General features: G+C 66.3%; 14 protein-coding genes and 1 pseudogene. 6 read left to right on the forward strand and 9 right to left on the reverse strand.

Translation table 11 applies throughout. The annotated features are described in order from the left end of the window. Positions 1-50 precede the first annotated feature (50 nt). The 5 genes and pseudogenes from G6N41_RS22905 to G6N41_RS22925 all read right to left on the reverse strand — a co-directional run bounded on the left by G6N41_RS22905 (position 51) and on the right by G6N41_RS22925 (position 3502). Positions 51-1157 carry an AAA family ATPase gene (locus G6N41_RS22905; RefSeq protein ID WP_198965743.1) on the reverse strand — a complete coding sequence of 369 codons (1107 nt, stop codon included), beginning with the start codon at positions 1155-1157 and terminating at the stop codon, positions 51-53. Further along, on the reverse strand, positions 1157-1327 hold the full coding sequence (locus tag G6N41_RS22910; protein ID WP_231608680.1) for a hypothetical protein: 171 nt from the start codon (positions 1325-1327) through the stop codon (positions 1157-1159). The genes G6N41_RS22905 and G6N41_RS22910 overlap by 1 nt, the downstream gene beginning before the upstream one ends. Before the next feature lie 215 nt (positions 1328-1542). Then, positions 1543-1722: an excisionase family DNA-binding protein gene (locus G6N41_RS22915; protein ID WP_198967981.1), complete on the reverse strand. Its 180-nt coding sequence runs from the start codon at positions 1720-1722 to the stop codon at positions 1543-1545. A gap of 104 nt (positions 1723-1826) precedes the next feature. Further along, positions 1827-2375 (reverse strand): hypothetical protein, encoded by a 549-nt coding sequence (locus tag G6N41_RS22920; RefSeq protein ID WP_198965744.1) that lies wholly within the window; start codon positions 2373-2375, stop codon positions 1827-1829. After that, positions 2375-3502, reverse strand: a pseudogene (locus G6N41_RS22925) (tyrosine-type recombinase/integrase). The gene G6N41_RS22920 and the pseudogene G6N41_RS22925 overlap by 1 nt, the downstream one beginning before the upstream one ends. Positions 3503-3821: 319 nt before the next feature. Here G6N41_RS22925 and G6N41_RS22930 point away from each other — a divergent pair. Further along, complete coding sequence (locus tag G6N41_RS22930) at positions 3822-5222, forward strand: APC family permease (protein ID WP_198965745.1); 1401 nt, start codon at positions 3822-3824, stop codon at positions 5220-5222. Here the strand turns inward: G6N41_RS22930 and G6N41_RS22935 are convergent. The 3 genes from G6N41_RS22935 to G6N41_RS22945 are packed head-to-tail and all read right to left on the reverse strand — an operon-like array spanning position 5200 to position 8185. Then, on the reverse strand, positions 5200-6867 hold the full coding sequence (locus G6N41_RS22935; RefSeq protein ID WP_198965746.1) for a tetratricopeptide repeat protein: 1668 nt from the start codon (positions 6865-6867) through the stop codon (positions 5200-5202). The genes G6N41_RS22930 and G6N41_RS22935 overlap by 23 nt on opposite strands. Continuing rightward, positions 6867-7826 (reverse strand): alpha/beta fold hydrolase, encoded by a 960-nt coding sequence (locus tag G6N41_RS22940; protein WP_198965747.1) that lies wholly within the window; start codon positions 7824-7826, stop codon positions 6867-6869. Before G6N41_RS22940 ends, G6N41_RS22935 begins: the two co-directional genes overlap by 1 nt. Before the next feature lie 53 nt (positions 7827-7879). Continuing rightward, a complete protein-coding gene (locus tag G6N41_RS22945; RefSeq protein ID WP_407663665.1) occupies positions 7880-8185 on the reverse strand; it encodes a DUF732 domain-containing protein in 306 nt (101 codons plus the stop codon). 127 nt (positions 8186-8312) lie between these two features. Between G6N41_RS22945 and G6N41_RS22950 the strand changes: the two genes are divergently transcribed. The 3 genes from G6N41_RS22950 (at position 8313) to G6N41_RS22960 (ending at position 10200) form a co-directional block, all read left to right on the forward strand. Further along, a complete protein-coding gene (locus G6N41_RS22950) occupies positions 8313-9056 on the forward strand; it encodes an ATP-dependent Clp protease ATP-binding subunit (protein WP_198965749.1) in 744 nt (247 codons plus the stop codon). 78 nt (positions 9057-9134) lie between these two features. Continuing rightward, on the forward strand, positions 9135-9695 hold the full coding sequence (locus tag G6N41_RS22955; protein WP_198967983.1) for a hypothetical protein: 561 nt from the start codon (positions 9135-9137) through the stop codon (positions 9693-9695). A 13-nt stretch (positions 9696-9708) separates the two neighbouring features. Further along, on the forward strand, positions 9709-10200 hold the full coding sequence (locus G6N41_RS22960) for a GNAT family N-acetyltransferase (RefSeq protein WP_198967982.1): 492 nt from the start codon (positions 9709-9711) through the stop codon (positions 10198-10200). Here the strand turns inward: G6N41_RS22960 and zapE are convergent. Next, on the reverse strand, positions 10178-11290 hold the full coding sequence (gene zapE / locus G6N41_RS22965) for a cell division protein ZapE (RefSeq protein ID WP_198965750.1): 1113 nt from the start codon (positions 11288-11290) through the stop codon (positions 10178-10180). The genes G6N41_RS22960 and zapE overlap by 23 nt on opposite strands. Positions 11291-11311: 21 nt before the next feature. Here zapE and G6N41_RS22970 point away from each other — a divergent pair, with 21 nt between their 5' ends. Then, entirely contained in the window at positions 11312-12094 is a 783-nt protein-coding gene (locus G6N41_RS22970) for a pyrimidine reductase family protein (RefSeq protein WP_020728436.1), read from the forward strand. 30 nt (positions 12095-12124) lie between these two features. After that, a complete protein-coding gene (locus G6N41_RS22975; RefSeq protein WP_198965751.1) occupies positions 12125-13714 on the forward strand; it encodes an alpha/beta hydrolase in 1590 nt (529 codons plus the stop codon). Positions 13715-13718: the final 4 nt, after the last annotated feature.

The raw sequence follows: 13718 nt of genomic DNA on the forward strand, positions 1-13718 counted from the left end.
TACGTCTGACCTGCCATTTTGTTGGCGCCAACAGAATGGGCTGCGGACACTCATTCACCGAACACCTCCTGGTACGTGTCCCGGTCGACTTCGGGACACATTTCAGCGGTCTTCCGGGCCTTCACGGCAGCGGCAATGATCGTGTTGCCGAACTTGTATTCGCGCTCTCTCAGAGCAAGGCGCGCCTTGCGCGCGCCCGTCTCGATCGGCAGGTGCAGGTCCTTCATTGCCTCGATACACTGGCCGATTCGCTCGCGCTCGGAGAACGTGAGTTTCGGCGTGATAGCAACGTGACGCAGGTGTGGGCTGACCCGTCGATGTAGGTAGATCTCGTCGGGGTGCGCACTGCCGCGTTGACGCTCAAGGCAGAGTCTCACGCTCGCCTCGCCATCAGGCATCGGCTGCTGGCTGAGCTGCCACACCACATCCACGTCGTCGTTCTTGGCCGACGAACCGCGGGCACCCGCGGTTCGGTCCTTGCCCCGATGATCGAGCCGGACTACGGCACGTCCCTTGGCCTTCAGCGGCGCCAGTGTGTGCCGGTAGAGAGCACGGTAGGTGTCGGCGCTGTTTTCCTCGCCCGCGACCACGCGCGCGATTGTGTCGATGATGACCAGATCTGCTCCGTGATGTTCGGCCACGTCGACAATGTCGGCGCCGCCGGCGGGCCAGTCGAGCGGTGGCATCGTCGGGAACGACAGGTAACGTAATCCACTCAGATCCTCGGGCCGATAACCCATGTCTCGCAACCGCTCAACGAGGTCATCGCGACTGTTCTCATGATCGACGTAGAGCACTCGCACTGGCGCTTGACGGGGACTGCCCAGTGCGGAGCGCCCGGCCGCGATCGCCGCGGCAACATCCAACGCGAGCAGCGACTTGCCCGCCTTCGCGGGCGAGACTAGCGAGTACGACTGTCCGCGAGCGATGAAGTCAGGCACCAACCAGGCAATGTCATCAGGAGCGCCTTCGAACAGCTTGTGCCAGTCCAGCGTTGGATAGCGCTTGTGCGCAGGCATTTTGTCGGCACCGACAACATGGTGACCGTTAGCGGGGGCGCGAGCCAGACTCACGCCCTCAACGCCGGCTGGCTCCGACGGACCGGGATCACCGTCAAAGGCCCCGTCGTAGGCGGCCAAGATCTCGGCGGGCTCCATTACGCGACCTCGCCGCCGCAAGCGTCGTGAAGAAGTTCGGCGAGCACCCGATCGGCACCACCGCGCCGCCACAAGGCCCGGCGGGCTTCGATTGGCAGCAGGGGGATACAGCCAGTGCGCAACACGTGCAATGCCGCGTCCCGGTAGCCATCGACCATGCGCTCGGTCAACGGCGGCTGCGTACAACGACAGGGCCAGGGATCTCTGCATCCGCAGTCCAACGGGATAGAGCGATGAGCGGTCTCGCGTCGCCGGCGCATACCCGCGAGCGCGTCGAATACGCACCGTCGGTCTCGCGCGGTATTCTCGGAATCGGTTGGTGTGGTTAGGCGGCCACGACTTCCGGCGGGGCCCTCCGGGGCCCCGTCTTCAGTTGGGGGCCCGCTCACGCAGCACCGCCGAAAGGCTTCATGGCGGCGTCGATTTCGTCGACCCGCAGCCGGACAAGTCGGCGACCGGATCTGTATCCCACAAGGCGACCATCCGCGATCATTGCGCGGATACAGCGAGTGGTTACGCCGAGATACTCAGCGGCTTGCAGGATTGAGACATACCGGGGACGGATTGAATCAGGAACAACGAAACTAGCCTTCCTTCGGCTGTTTCGGCTGCCTACACCTAATCCCAGTCTCACGATCCGGGCTTCCGCACACCGCGGGGCTTCAGAAGTTACTCTACGGGATTATCGCGGAATATCACGTACGGTCGCTTGCTAGCGTGTCCGACCATCGGACTGGTGAGCAGTTTGCGGATGTCAGCAATCGTGCTGTCGGGGTCAGGCAGATCAACGATGCCGTGACGTGAGTCTGGGCAGACGATATGCCCGAGAACTTCGATCGGCATAGCGACAGGTTTAGCGTTGTAGCGCTTGGCCACTCGCGTGTTGACGTCAACGTAGCGGATAGTTTCGGCGTCCAGTTCTTCGAACTTTCGGTCTTGCCGCTCCGTGAGAGTCTCGCCAGTGTTGGCTTCTCGCAGCACGGTCCCGGGTGAAAACCCTAGGCTCTCCTCGGTGACGCGGGGCGTAAATGGGACGGTGCGGTCACCAAACCTGTGGTAGATCAGGACAACAACGTCGTCACCGTCTGTCTTCACCTCGCCGACCCGGTTCCCACAACCGCCAATTCCGCACCGAAGAATGAGCGTCGGTGGCATGCTCGCATGAGCACGCCACCAGTCCGCGTGCCACGGGAAATACCCCGCGATCTCGTCGCCCATCACATTCCTCCATCGCTCGCCAGTTTAGACAGCAGCGCTGCGATTTCGCGGTCCCTCCCCTGGGCGGCGTGCTGGTAGCGCATCGCCGCCTGCGGAGTCGAGTGCCCAAGCCGGGCCATGAGTTCGGCCAGGCTGGCGCCAGTGGCGGCGGCGAGCACAGCACCAGAGTGCCGCAGATCGTGCCAGCGGAGATCGTCCCGCTTGGCCGCCTTGCGCGCCCTGTACCAGTGTCGAGACAGCGTGGCCGGCGCCAGGTGGCCACCGTGCTGTGCCGGAAACAGTAGCAAATCACGCTTGTTGCCAACGTATCTCGATAGGTGATCTTCAATCTGCGGAATAATGTGCGGCGGGATGGCCACGTCGCGCACGCTGGCTTCAGATTTTGGTGTGGTCACCTCGAAAGTACCGCCGTTGGTGCGCACCGCCGCTCGTTCGATGCGAATCACTTCCTGAGACAGGTCGACGTCGCCGCGGCGCAGCTCGACGGTCTCGCCGAACCTCAGCGCACACCATGACGCCAGCGTGACCATCAGCCGCAGCCGCTCGGGCATGGCGTTGGTGAGCACCGCGAGTTCCTCCACGCTGGCGGGCCGTATCTTGTGCACACGCTTGGCGCGCCCGGCCCCAACAATCCGGCAGGGGTTGGCCTCGATCAGCTCATCGTTGACCGCGCTTCCGAGAATGGTCCGCAGCAGGCTGTAGGCGTGGCTGCGCATTGTCGGCCGGTCTGTCAGTGTGGCCGCGTACCATTCGCGAACATCTTTGGGCTTGATCGAGCGAAGCTGCCGGTTACCGAAGGCCCCTGACAGATGGCCATAAAGGATGTCCTGGTAAGGCTCACGCGTCCGCTGCTTGATCGGCCGCCCGGCAACTTGACGGCCCGCAAGCCACGCGCTCGCGTAAGCACTGAACGTGATGCTGTCGGGCTTGGCAACTACGGCCGGGTTCCACAGTTTCGCGTCGATCTCGCGACGACGGTCGGTCAGCCAGGCTTCAGCATCGATCACTGCGGCGAAGGTCTTCGGCGCAGTGATGTAGTTACCGTCGGGGTCGGTGAAGCGGACCTGGCATCAGCCGGACGGCAGCGCGCGAATGTTACCGAACGAGCGCTTCTTGGACATTTCCATTGATCACCCAGTATCGCGTTTCTCGTGCCAAATACGTGCCATACGAACATACATTATGTTCCGCTTGCTTCCGCTTAATGCACGCGATACTGTGCAAAGTGTTGCCAGCTCAGAAGCTAATTTGCGCTGGTCACGATATAAAACCGAAAACCCCGAGATCGCCTACTTCAATCCCAGTATCGCGCACCAGAGTCAGCGCAGTTCGAAGGTTCTACTTAGCACTGCTCATCAATTCTCGTGGTCGAATTCGGCCACACCGTCGCCTACCGTTCGAACCGCAGAGACGGTCGTCTCTGCGGCGGAGGTGTACGTAGTTCTCATGTCTGAAGGGCGACAGCGGCGGGCCGAGGCCGCGCCGGCAACTCTTGCGGCATCGGCGCTACGGCCACGCAACGTGCTGGCGATCGCGGTCTCCGCGATTTCCCCGACGACGTCGGTGTTCTTGATCTACGGCGACGGGCTGCAGATCGCCGGAACCGGCGTCGTGTGGGCGTTTGTCATTGGCTCCGCCATCACGGTGTGTATGGCGCTGTGTTACGCCGAGGTCGGCTCGGTCTTTCCCTCCGCCGGCGGCGCCTACACCATCGTGCGCCGCGCCATCGGCCCCGTAGCGGGTGGCGTCACCAGCGTGCTGTTCCTGCTGCTCGGAGTGGTCTCGACGGCCGCGATCCTGGTCGCCGCGGCGACGTATCTGTCGTCGCTGATCGGCGCCGCCGTACCGGTGCAGTGGCTGGCGCTGGGGATGATGGCGCTCATCACGGCGCTATCGATCGGGAAGATCGCCCCGGCCAGCTGGGTCGTCGCGGCCATGCTGGCCCTCGAACTGGCCGTGATCATCGTCTTCACCGTCGTGGCCTTCGCGCACGCTTCCGCGGTCACCAACCCGTTCACCCAGCCGGTGACGGCCGGGCCCGGCGGCGCCCTCGTTGGTGTCGGCATCGCCGGCATCTTCGCTGCCGTCGGTCCGGCGCTGTTTGCCTTCAATGGCTACGACTGGCCGCTGTATTTCTCCGAAGAGACGGCGGGATCACGACGCGCGATTCCGCACGCCGTGGTCTTGTCCGCGGTCCTGGCCGTCGTGGTCGAGTGCGTCGCGGTGATCGCCGCGACCCTGGCCATCCGCGACATTCCCGCCGCCATCACCGATGGTTCTGCGGTCGAGTTTCTTGCTCGCCAAATGATGGGTCCGGCCGGCGCGACGGTTCTGGTCGCCGGCGTGGTGGTGGCGATGTTCGATACCGGCCTGGCGGCAATCCTCGGGTATGCGCGCGTCTACTACGCCGCGGCCAGGGATGGGATGCTGCCGCGACGGCTGCAACCTCTGTTCGGTCGACTGTCAACCCGGTCGCGGGTCCCGGTGCACGGATTCCTCTTCCTCTTCCTCGGCAACGGCCTGCTGTGCGTCTTCATGTCGCTGCCCAAGCTCATCACGTTCACCGGCGTGATCATCGCCATCGTGTATCTGCTGGTGGCGTCGTCGGCGATCGTCTGTCGCCTTCGAGACCGCGACTTGGTGCGGCCCTTTCGGATGCCGCTGTGGCCGCTGCCGCCGCTGCTGGCAATCGCGGGCGTCGTCGTGACGCTGGCCACCCAGGAAGTCAAGGACCTCGCTATCGGCGCCGGCCTCGCCGCCGCCGCGGCCCTAGGTTATCGGATAGCACGGCGAAGGTTGCCCGCGCGCCTGGGCGGCGACCCCGTCACTGGTCGCAGCACGCCGTAACTCGGCACGCACACGAGGCGCGGATCGGCACGTCGGCACGCGCGGTGGCCAGCGCGAGCTGCTGGCCGATGATGGCGGCCTCCCCGGTTCGACCGAGCCGCTGCAGGCACTCGTGATACCCGTGCAGGCTCCAAACGTTTCCGGGATGCTGACACGGCCGGGCCAGGGTGGGGTCCAGTCCCAGATCGGCGGCATACACCGCGGCCGCCTCCTCGACATGGCCCTGTTCGAGCAGCAGCGCCCCATACGCATGCCGGGTGGGCTGCATCCAGCCCCAAGGCTCGTCGTAGGGCAGCGTGTCATCGAGTGTCACCGCGCGCCGCAGGTGAGCGAAGGCCTCGTCGAAACGCCCGTCGCGGTAGGCGATCTCACCGTCGAGCATGGCCGTGGCCACCGCGAGGATGTCGCGGCTGGTGTTGTTGAATAGGTACCGCGACTCCGGCACCCGCGCGCATGCCTCGACGAACGCGGCGCGCTCGGCATGGGCCTGAGCGAGTTGGCCGGTGGCCGCCAGGGCGACGCCACGGCCATAGTGAATCGTGGCCGTCGTGGTGCAGTAGAGGTCCCGGTCGCACGGCAGTGGTTGTGCGATCAGCTCCTGCCAGCTGCCGAACCGCACCAGCACGTGGGTCCGCAGCGGCACGAACGCCTCGAGCCAGTCGGCCATCGGCGGAGACTCGATCGATAGCAGCTCGGCCCCCAGCTGGCCGGCCAGCTCGTCGGCGGCCCGCAGCGCGATCTGCGATTGCCCTTCGAACATCGCCGAGTACACGATGAAGTGCAGGTCGTGCGCGCGGTAGAGCGAGTAGAAGTTCAGCGGGCCCTCGCGACTGACGAACCGCCGATCCGCCCGCACCGCAGCAAGATTGGCCAGCACCGAGCTGCGGTAGTCGCCGCACAACACGTCGATATGGCTGGGCATGTGCTGCAGATGCCCGGCGTCGGGCACCAAGCCGCGCAACAGGTCGGCCGCCGGCAGGGCAACCTCGGGGGTCGCCGACATCTCCATGGCGTGCAGGTACAGGTGCAGGACTCCCGGATGGGCCCGGCCCGCGGGGGTGGCCAGTGCCTGGTCCAGGAGGCGCTTGGCCTCGAGCACCCGCGAGCCGGCGGCCGGCTCCCCGGTCGCCGTGTCCCACAGGGCCCAGGCGGTGACGTTGAGCAGCGCGTCGGCGGCCAGGGCCTGCACGTCGACATCGGCCGGATAGGCGGCGGCCAGCGCGGCCATTGCGTCGGCGTAGGCGCCCAGGCCGGCGCGCAGCGCCTCCGCGTCGTCGGGGTCGTCGGTCGGGAAGCGGGCTTGCAGCGCCGCGACCAGGCCTTGGTCGACCGGACTGGCCCGCCCTTGGGCGGCCAGGGACAGCTCCATGCGTGCGCGGGCCAGTGACGTGGTCATATCGACGGGGTCGAATGCCGCCCACGGCTTGTTGTAGTTCGGGCCCACCGCGTAGGCGATCCCCCACCGCGCAATGGCCAGGCCGGGATCAAGGCCCAGCGCCCGTTCAAAGCAGCGGATCGACTCTTCGTGATTGAACGCGTACGCCCACACCATCGCCCGGTCGAACCAGACCTGCGCCTGGGCGGAGGGGGTCTGGACCGGCCGGTGGTAACTGCCGAGGTCGAAATATTGCTCGCCGGCCGTCATCACCGCTGCGCCGCAAAGGATTCGACGACTTCGGCCAGCTCGTCAACCGCCTCCCAGTTCAGCAGGTGTCCCGCGCCGGGCACGGTGACCAGCCGGGCACCCGGAATTCCGGCGGCCAGCCGGTGCGAGTGGCTGGGCGGGGTGGTGCGATCCGAGGAGCCCACCATCACCACCGCCGGCACCGAGATCTCGGCCAGCCGTGGATAGCGATCCTCGCGCGAGAACGCCCGCACGATGGGTAGGTGCGGTCCGTGCCGGTCGAGATGTTGATGGAACCAGTCGAGGAATACCGAGATCATTGCCGGTGACGGACGCGCCCCGCACTGTGCCGCCCCGAACAGCACCGCGATGGTCCTGCTGCGCAGCAGCCGTTGCAGGATCCCGCGTTCCAGCAGCGGGATCTGCAGGCGGTTCTGCGGAGCCCCGTCCAGCACCCGGCCCGCCCAGGTGGCGAACAGCACCACCGCGCACAGCCGCTGTGCCAGGGCACCATGGTCGAGCAGGGCGCGGATGCTGACGAAGCCCCCCATCGAATGTCCGACCAGCACGCCGTCGCGGATGTCGAAGTGGTGCAGCACCGCGGCAAGATCGTCGGCCATGGGCTCCGATCCGATTCCCTCGGCGCCCAGTGTCGACCGGCCATGGCCGCGCTGATCAAAGGCAATCACCCGCAGGCCCCGGGCCAGCAGTTCGTCCCAGACGAAATTCCACTCGATGAGGCTGGCGCAGTAGCCATGGACCAAAATCACCGGCGTCCCCCGGCCTGCCACCAACGCATGCAGCACGGTCCCGTCGGGGCGGGTGATCGCGACCCGCTCAACTTGGGGTTCGGCCAGCAACCGTTCCCTGGGAAACGGGTCGGGATTGCGCTCGATTCGGCGGGCCAGGGCCCGGGCACCACCCCAGCCGACCAGACCGCTTGCACCGACTAGGGCCGCGGCGGCCAGCGTCGGTCTCATCCGTCCAGCTTGCCTGATTTGCCCGGCTCAGAGCGCGCAATGGCCTAGCGGGCTCAGCCGGGAGGGTTTGCGCCGTGGCCGGAAAGGATCGTGGGGCAATAGGCATTGGCCGCGATCGCGGTGAACTTGGCTGCGCCATCTTCTTGGAGCCCGGAGTTGGAGCTCTGCACCTGCTTGACGACGTCGACCGTCTGAGTCCCGTTGTTCACTTGCTGACATATCCATTTGGCGGCCGCGATCGCCCGCGCCGCGTCCGGATAGGTGATGCCGGCCTTTCCCAGCGCAACCAGGAATGCGTCATCGTTGGCATCGGCCTGTGCGGGTGCGGCCAGGCCGACAATGACGGCCAACCCTGTCACCCCAACCAAGAGCTTCATATCCCCCTGATGGTCCCAGACCGGCGCCATCCCTGCATCCCGGAGAACACGCCAAGATCGTCAACCTAGCGTTGACGAAACCGCTGTCGTCAACCTATCGTTGACGACAGTGGCCGAGTCGACGAAAATCACCTATCCCGTCCGCCTCGACGAACTGATCGACGCGATCAAACAGGTCCACACCAACGCGCTGGACCAACTGACCGACGCGGTCCTGGCCGCCGAACACCTCGGCGAGATCGCCGACCATCTGATCGGACACTTCGTCGACCAGGCGCGTCGTTCCGGAGCCTCATGGACCGACATCGGCAAGAGCATGGGAGTGACCAAACAGGCCGCACAGAAGCGATTCGTCCCCCGAGCCGAAGCCACCACGCTGGACCCGGAGCAAGGCTTCGGACGCTTCACGCCACGCGCTCGCAGCGCGGTGGTCGCCGCCCAAAACGCCGCCCACCAAGGCGCCAACGACGAGATCACCCCCGACCACCTGCTGCTGGGAGTGCCGGCCGACCCCGCCGCGCTGGCCACCGCGCTGCTGCGGATGCAAGCGATCGACACCGAGGCCCTGCGCGCGTCGGTGCGCCTACCCGCGGCCACCGGCGAAACCCCTGCCCTCATCCCGTTCAGTGGGCCGGCGCGCAAGGTGCTGGAACTGACCTTCCGTGAGGCCCTTCGGCTCGGCCACAACTACATCGGCACCGAGCACATGCTGCTCGCGCTGCTCGAACTCGAGGACGGAGCCGGACCGCTACACCGATCCGGTGTCGAGAAGTCACGTGCGGAGGCCGATCTGAGCAGCGCACTCGAATCGTTGACCGGCCACGGACCTGACGGCCGGCCCGGCAAGTCCTGAAGACTTAACCCCTCCCCTTCGCATTGCCGCATGTGTAATCATGCGAAGGTCGCAGAACAGGGCGCCGAGGAGGCAAACATGCACCGCTGGCCGAAGGTTGTTCGCTCCGCCCTCGTCGTTCTCGCGGCCCCCGTCTTTGCCGTCTTGCTCGCCGCCGGTGCCGGGGTGCTGGCATTGAACTCGGCTGCTCCCCGCGCCTGGGCCGGCGATGCGCCGATCGGACACATCGGTGACACGCTTCGAGTCGATACCGGCACCTACGTCGCCGATGTCACCTTGAGCAACGTGGTACCGGTCGATCCACCGCCGGGATTCGGCTACACCCGCAGCGGCGTGCCGGTAAAGAGCTTCCCCGGCAGCTCGGTGAACCGCGCCGACGTGACGGTCCGTGCGGTCCGGGTGCCCAATTCCTTCATCATGGCCACCAATTTCAGCTTCGACGGCGTCACCCAATTCGCCGACGCCTACAAGCCGCGCCCCTGCGACGCACCGGATTGGCTGGACGCCGCACTGGGCAACGCACCACAAGGCTCGATCGTGCGCGGCGGGGTGTACTGGGACGCCTATCGCGATCCGGTCTCCGTCGTCGTGCTGCTGGACCGCAAGACCGGCCAGCACCTCGCACAGTGGAACCTCTGAGCTGAACGTCCAGATCGCCGCGGCGGGCCCCGTCGACGCCGCCGAGTTGGGTGCTGTGGCCGCGCGCACCTTCCCGCTGGCTTGTCCGCCGTCGGCACCGGCCGAACACGTCGCGTCGTTCATCGAGACCAACTTGTCGGGCGACCGGTTCGCCGAATATCTCAACGATCCGCAGCGCACCATTCTTGCCGCTCGCGCTGGCGGCCGAATTGTGGGCTACGCCATGCTCGTTCGCGCCGATACCGACGACTGCGATGTCGAGTTGTCCAAGCTGTACCTATTGCCCGACCAGCACGGCACCGGAACCGCCAAGGCGCTGATGGACAATGCGCTCACTACCGCCCAAGACTGGGGAGCCCGCCAAGTATGGCTCGGGGTGAACCAGGAAAACCAACGGGCCCAACGCTTCTACGCCAAACGCGGATTCACGGTGAGTGGCACCAGAACATTTCAGTTGGGCCCCCACCAAGAGAACGACTACATCATGGTTCGCGAGCTTCGCTGACCGGGGCCGTCAAAGCCAACAGTCGTGAGGTGGCACGTAGATACTTCTTGCGGTAGCCGCCGGCCAGCATCTCCTCGCTGAAAATGGTGTCCAGCTTGGCCCCGGATGCCACCACCGGGATGCCGGCGTCATAGAGCCGATCGGTGAGCGCCACCAGCCGCAGCGCAACATGTTGGTCCTCGATGGGGTGCACACCGGTCAGAAACACCGCGCTCACACCGTCGATCAGGGTCAAATAACGCGATGGATGCATGGTGGCCAGGTGGGCGCACAGGGCGTCGAAGTCATCGAGGGTCGCGCCGCGCACCGTAGCAGCGCGCTGGGCGACCTGATCATCGGACAACGGCCGCGGCGCCGGCGGCAGGCCACGGTGGCGGTAGTCCGGCCCCTCGATCCGCACCGTGGTGAAAATACTTGCCAGCGTGTTGATCTCGCGCAGAAAGTCCTGGGCGGCAAAGCGTCCCTCACCCAGCTGTTCGGGCAGCGTATTGGAGGTGGCGGCCACCGACACGCCCCGCTGCACCAACGCCGAGAGCATCCGGGAGATCAGCGTGGTGTTACCGGGGTCATCAAGCTCGAACTCGTCGATGCACACGGCCGTGTGATTGGCCAGCAGGTCGATGCATTCGGCGAAGCCGAAAACGCCCGCCAACTGGGTCAGCTCACCAAAGGTCGCGAACGCCTTGGGCTGTTCCGGTGCGTCCGGCCCCAAGCCGAGCAGCTGGTAGTAGGACGAGGCCAGCAAGTGGGTCTTACCCACACCGAATCCGCCATCGAGGTACAGCCCCACCCCGGGCAACACCTCACGCCTGCCCAACAGCTTCTTGCGGCCGGCCCGGCGCTGCACCGCCTCCTGGCAAAATTCCCGGCACGCCACCAGGGCGGCGGCCTGGGTCGGTTCCGCGGGATCCGGCCGATACGTCGAGAAGCTCACCTCGGCGAAGGTTGGGGGCGGCCGCAATTGGGCAATCAGCCGCTCTGGCGACACCGACGGATGACGGTCCACCAGATGCGCCACCCCTCCCCAAGCACCCGCAGAAGTGGACCCGTGCATGCTGGCACTGTAGCGGCGTGTTGCAATCAACTTCATAGCCGACGTGGAGGTCTGCCCATGCCTGACCCAACCTCAGGCCGGTCCGCCGATGCACAGCTGACGCTGCTCGGAACCGACCGCCAACTCACCGACGAGGACCTGCCCGAGTTCTACGGCTATCCGGCGAAGCTGAGCGGCACCTGGTTGCGGGCCAATTTCATCACCAGCCTCGACGGCGGCGCGACCGTCGGGGGCACCAGCGGCGGCCTAGCGGGACCGGGCGACCGAGCCGTGTTTGTTCTGCTGCGTGAGCTGGCCGACGTCATCCTGGTCGGCGCGGGCACGGTGCGCATCGAGGGCTATTCCGGTGCGCAACTGGGCGTCGCGGAACGCCAGCAGCGGCAGGCCCGCGGACAGAGCGAAGTCCCGCAACTGGCGATCGCCACCAACACGGGTCAGCTGGACCGGGATCTGCCCGTGTTCACCCGCACCGAGGTACCACCGCTGGTACTGACCGCCGCGGCGGCCGTCTACGACACCCGCCGGCGGCTGACCGGCCTCGCCGAAGTGGTCGACTGCTCCGGCAAGGACCCCCACCGGGTCGACGAGGGCCTGCTGCTGGCCAGACTCGCCGGGCGGGGCATGCGCCGCATCCTCACCGAGGGCGGACCAACGCTGTTCGGATCGCTGATCGAGCAGGATCTGCTCGACGAATTGTGTCTGACCATCGCCCCCGTTGTGGTGGGTGGTCTGCCCCGGCGCATCGCGTCCGGCCCGGGCCAGCTGCAAACCCGGATGCACTGCGCCCACGTCATCACCGACGATGCCGGGTACCTCTACACCCGCTACGTTCGAGCCTGAACTGCACGTCGCGCAGCATCGCTGAGCGCAGTGGTTACTGTTGTCGGCATGAGTCGGCGCCTCCCGTCCACCCCGATTCGCGTCGCGGTGGCCTTCTCGGTGACCACAGTGCTGGCTGCCTGCGTTCCGGTACTGGGCGCTGACCCGCGCTTTGCCACCAATACCGGCGCGCGCCCGCAAGGCGCCGCCACCACCACACCACCGCCCAGCGGCCCGCCGCCGATCGCCGCGCCCAAGAACGATCTGTCCTGGACCGACTGCACCTCACAGGTCTATTCCGATGCCGGCGTTCAGGGCGCCCCCGGCACCAGGCTGGAGTGCGCGACCTTCGACAACGACCTGGATCCGGTCAACGGCGGATCCGGGTCCGTCAGTATCGGCGTGGTGCGCGCCCGCTCCGGCCAGACGCCACGCGACGCCGGGCCCCTGGTCTTCACCACCGGCTCCGACCTGCCGTCGTCGACTCAGTTGCCGGTCTGGCTGTCCCATGCCGGTGCCGACGTGCTGCGCACCCACCCGATCGTTGCCATCGACCGCCGTGGGATGGGCATGTCGAGCCCGATCGACTGCCGCGACCACTACGAGCGCACCGAGATGCGTGATCAGTCGCAGTTCCAGACCGGCGATGACCCGGTGGCCAACCTTTCGACGATCTCCAACGAAGCCACCACCGACTGCACCGACGCCATCGCCCCCGGCGCATCCGCCTACGACAACGGACACGCCGCATCCGACATCGAGCGGCTGCGCAATCTGTGGGATGTGCCGGCACTGGCGCTGGTCGGCATCGGCAACGGCGCTCAGGTCGCCCTCACCTACGCCGGATCACGACCCGACAAGGTCGCCCGGCTGATCCTCGACTCCCCGGTGGCTTTGGGGGTCAGCGCCGAAGCCGCCGCTGAACAACAGGTCAAGGGTCAGCAAGCGGCGCTGGATGCGTTCGACGCACAGTGTGTCGCGGTGCACTGCGCGCTCGGATCCGATCCCAAGGGCGCCGTCGCCGCACTGCTGAACGACGCCCGTTCCGACAACGGCCCCGGCGGCGAGTCGGTGGCCTCGATAGCCACCGCCATCACCACCGCCCTGGGCTTTCCCACCGCGGACCGCATCCGCACCACGACCAGCCTGGCGGACGCGCTGGTGGCCGCCCGCACGGGTGACATGAACCAGCTGTCCAACCTGATCAACCGGGCCGATGCCCTGCAGCACACCGACGGCCAGTTCGTCAGCTCGTGCAGCGACGCGGTGAATCGCCCCACCCCGGACCGGGTTCGCGAACTGGTGGTCGCCTGGGGCAAGATCTATCCGCAATTCGGCACGGTCGCCGCACTCAACCTGGTCAAGTGCGTGCACTGGCCCAGCGGCTCGACAACCGACGCCCCCAAGAGCCTCAAGGTCAACGTGCTGTTGCTGGGGGTGCAGAACGACCCGATCGTGGGCAACGAAGGCGTCGCCCAGACCGCGGCCACGATCATCAACGCCAACGCCGCCAGCAAGCGAGTGATGTGGCAGGGCATCGGACACGGTGCCAGCATCTATTCGTCCTGCGCGGTACCGCCGCTGATCGGCTATCTCAACGACGGCGAACTGCCGGGCACCGACACCTACTGTCCCGCCTGAAACC

The organism is Mycobacterium shottsii (assembly GCF_010728525.1).
GTDB classification, from domain to species: domain Bacteria; phylum Actinomycetota; class Actinomycetes; order Mycobacteriales; family Mycobacteriaceae; genus Mycobacterium; species Mycobacterium marinum.

Bases quoted from the DNA above. Each gene is read 5' to 3' on its own strand.
- G6N41_RS22930 (WP_198965745.1), top strand. From the start codon at position 3,822: ATGTCTGAAGGGCGACAGCGGCGGGCCGAGGCCGCGCCGGCAACTCTT.
- G6N41_RS22955 (WP_198967983.1), top strand. From the start codon at position 9,135: ATGCACCGCTGGCCGAAGGTTGTTCGCTCCGCCCTCGTCGTTCTCGCG.
- G6N41_RS22935 (WP_198965746.1), bottom strand. From the start codon at position 6,867: ATGACGGCCGGCGAGCAATATTTCGACCTCGGCAGTTACCACCGGCCG.
- zapE (WP_198965750.1), bottom strand. From the start codon at position 11,290: ATGAAGTTGATTGCAACACGCCGCTACAGTGCCAGCATGCACGGGTCC.
- G6N41_RS22940 (WP_198965747.1), bottom strand. From the start codon at position 7,826: ATGAGACCGACGCTGGCCGCCGCGGCCCTAGTCGGTGCAAGCGGTCTG.
- G6N41_RS22920 (WP_198965744.1), bottom strand. From the start codon at position 2,375: ATGGGCGACGAGATCGCGGGGTATTTCCCGTGGCACGCGGACTGGTGG.
- G6N41_RS22970 (WP_020728436.1), top strand. From the start codon at position 11,312: ATGCCTGACCCAACCTCAGGCCGGTCCGCCGATGCACAGCTGACGCTG.
- G6N41_RS22905 (WP_198965743.1), bottom strand. From the start codon at position 1,157: ATGGAGCCCGCCGAGATCTTGGCCGCCTACGACGGGGCCTTTGACGGT.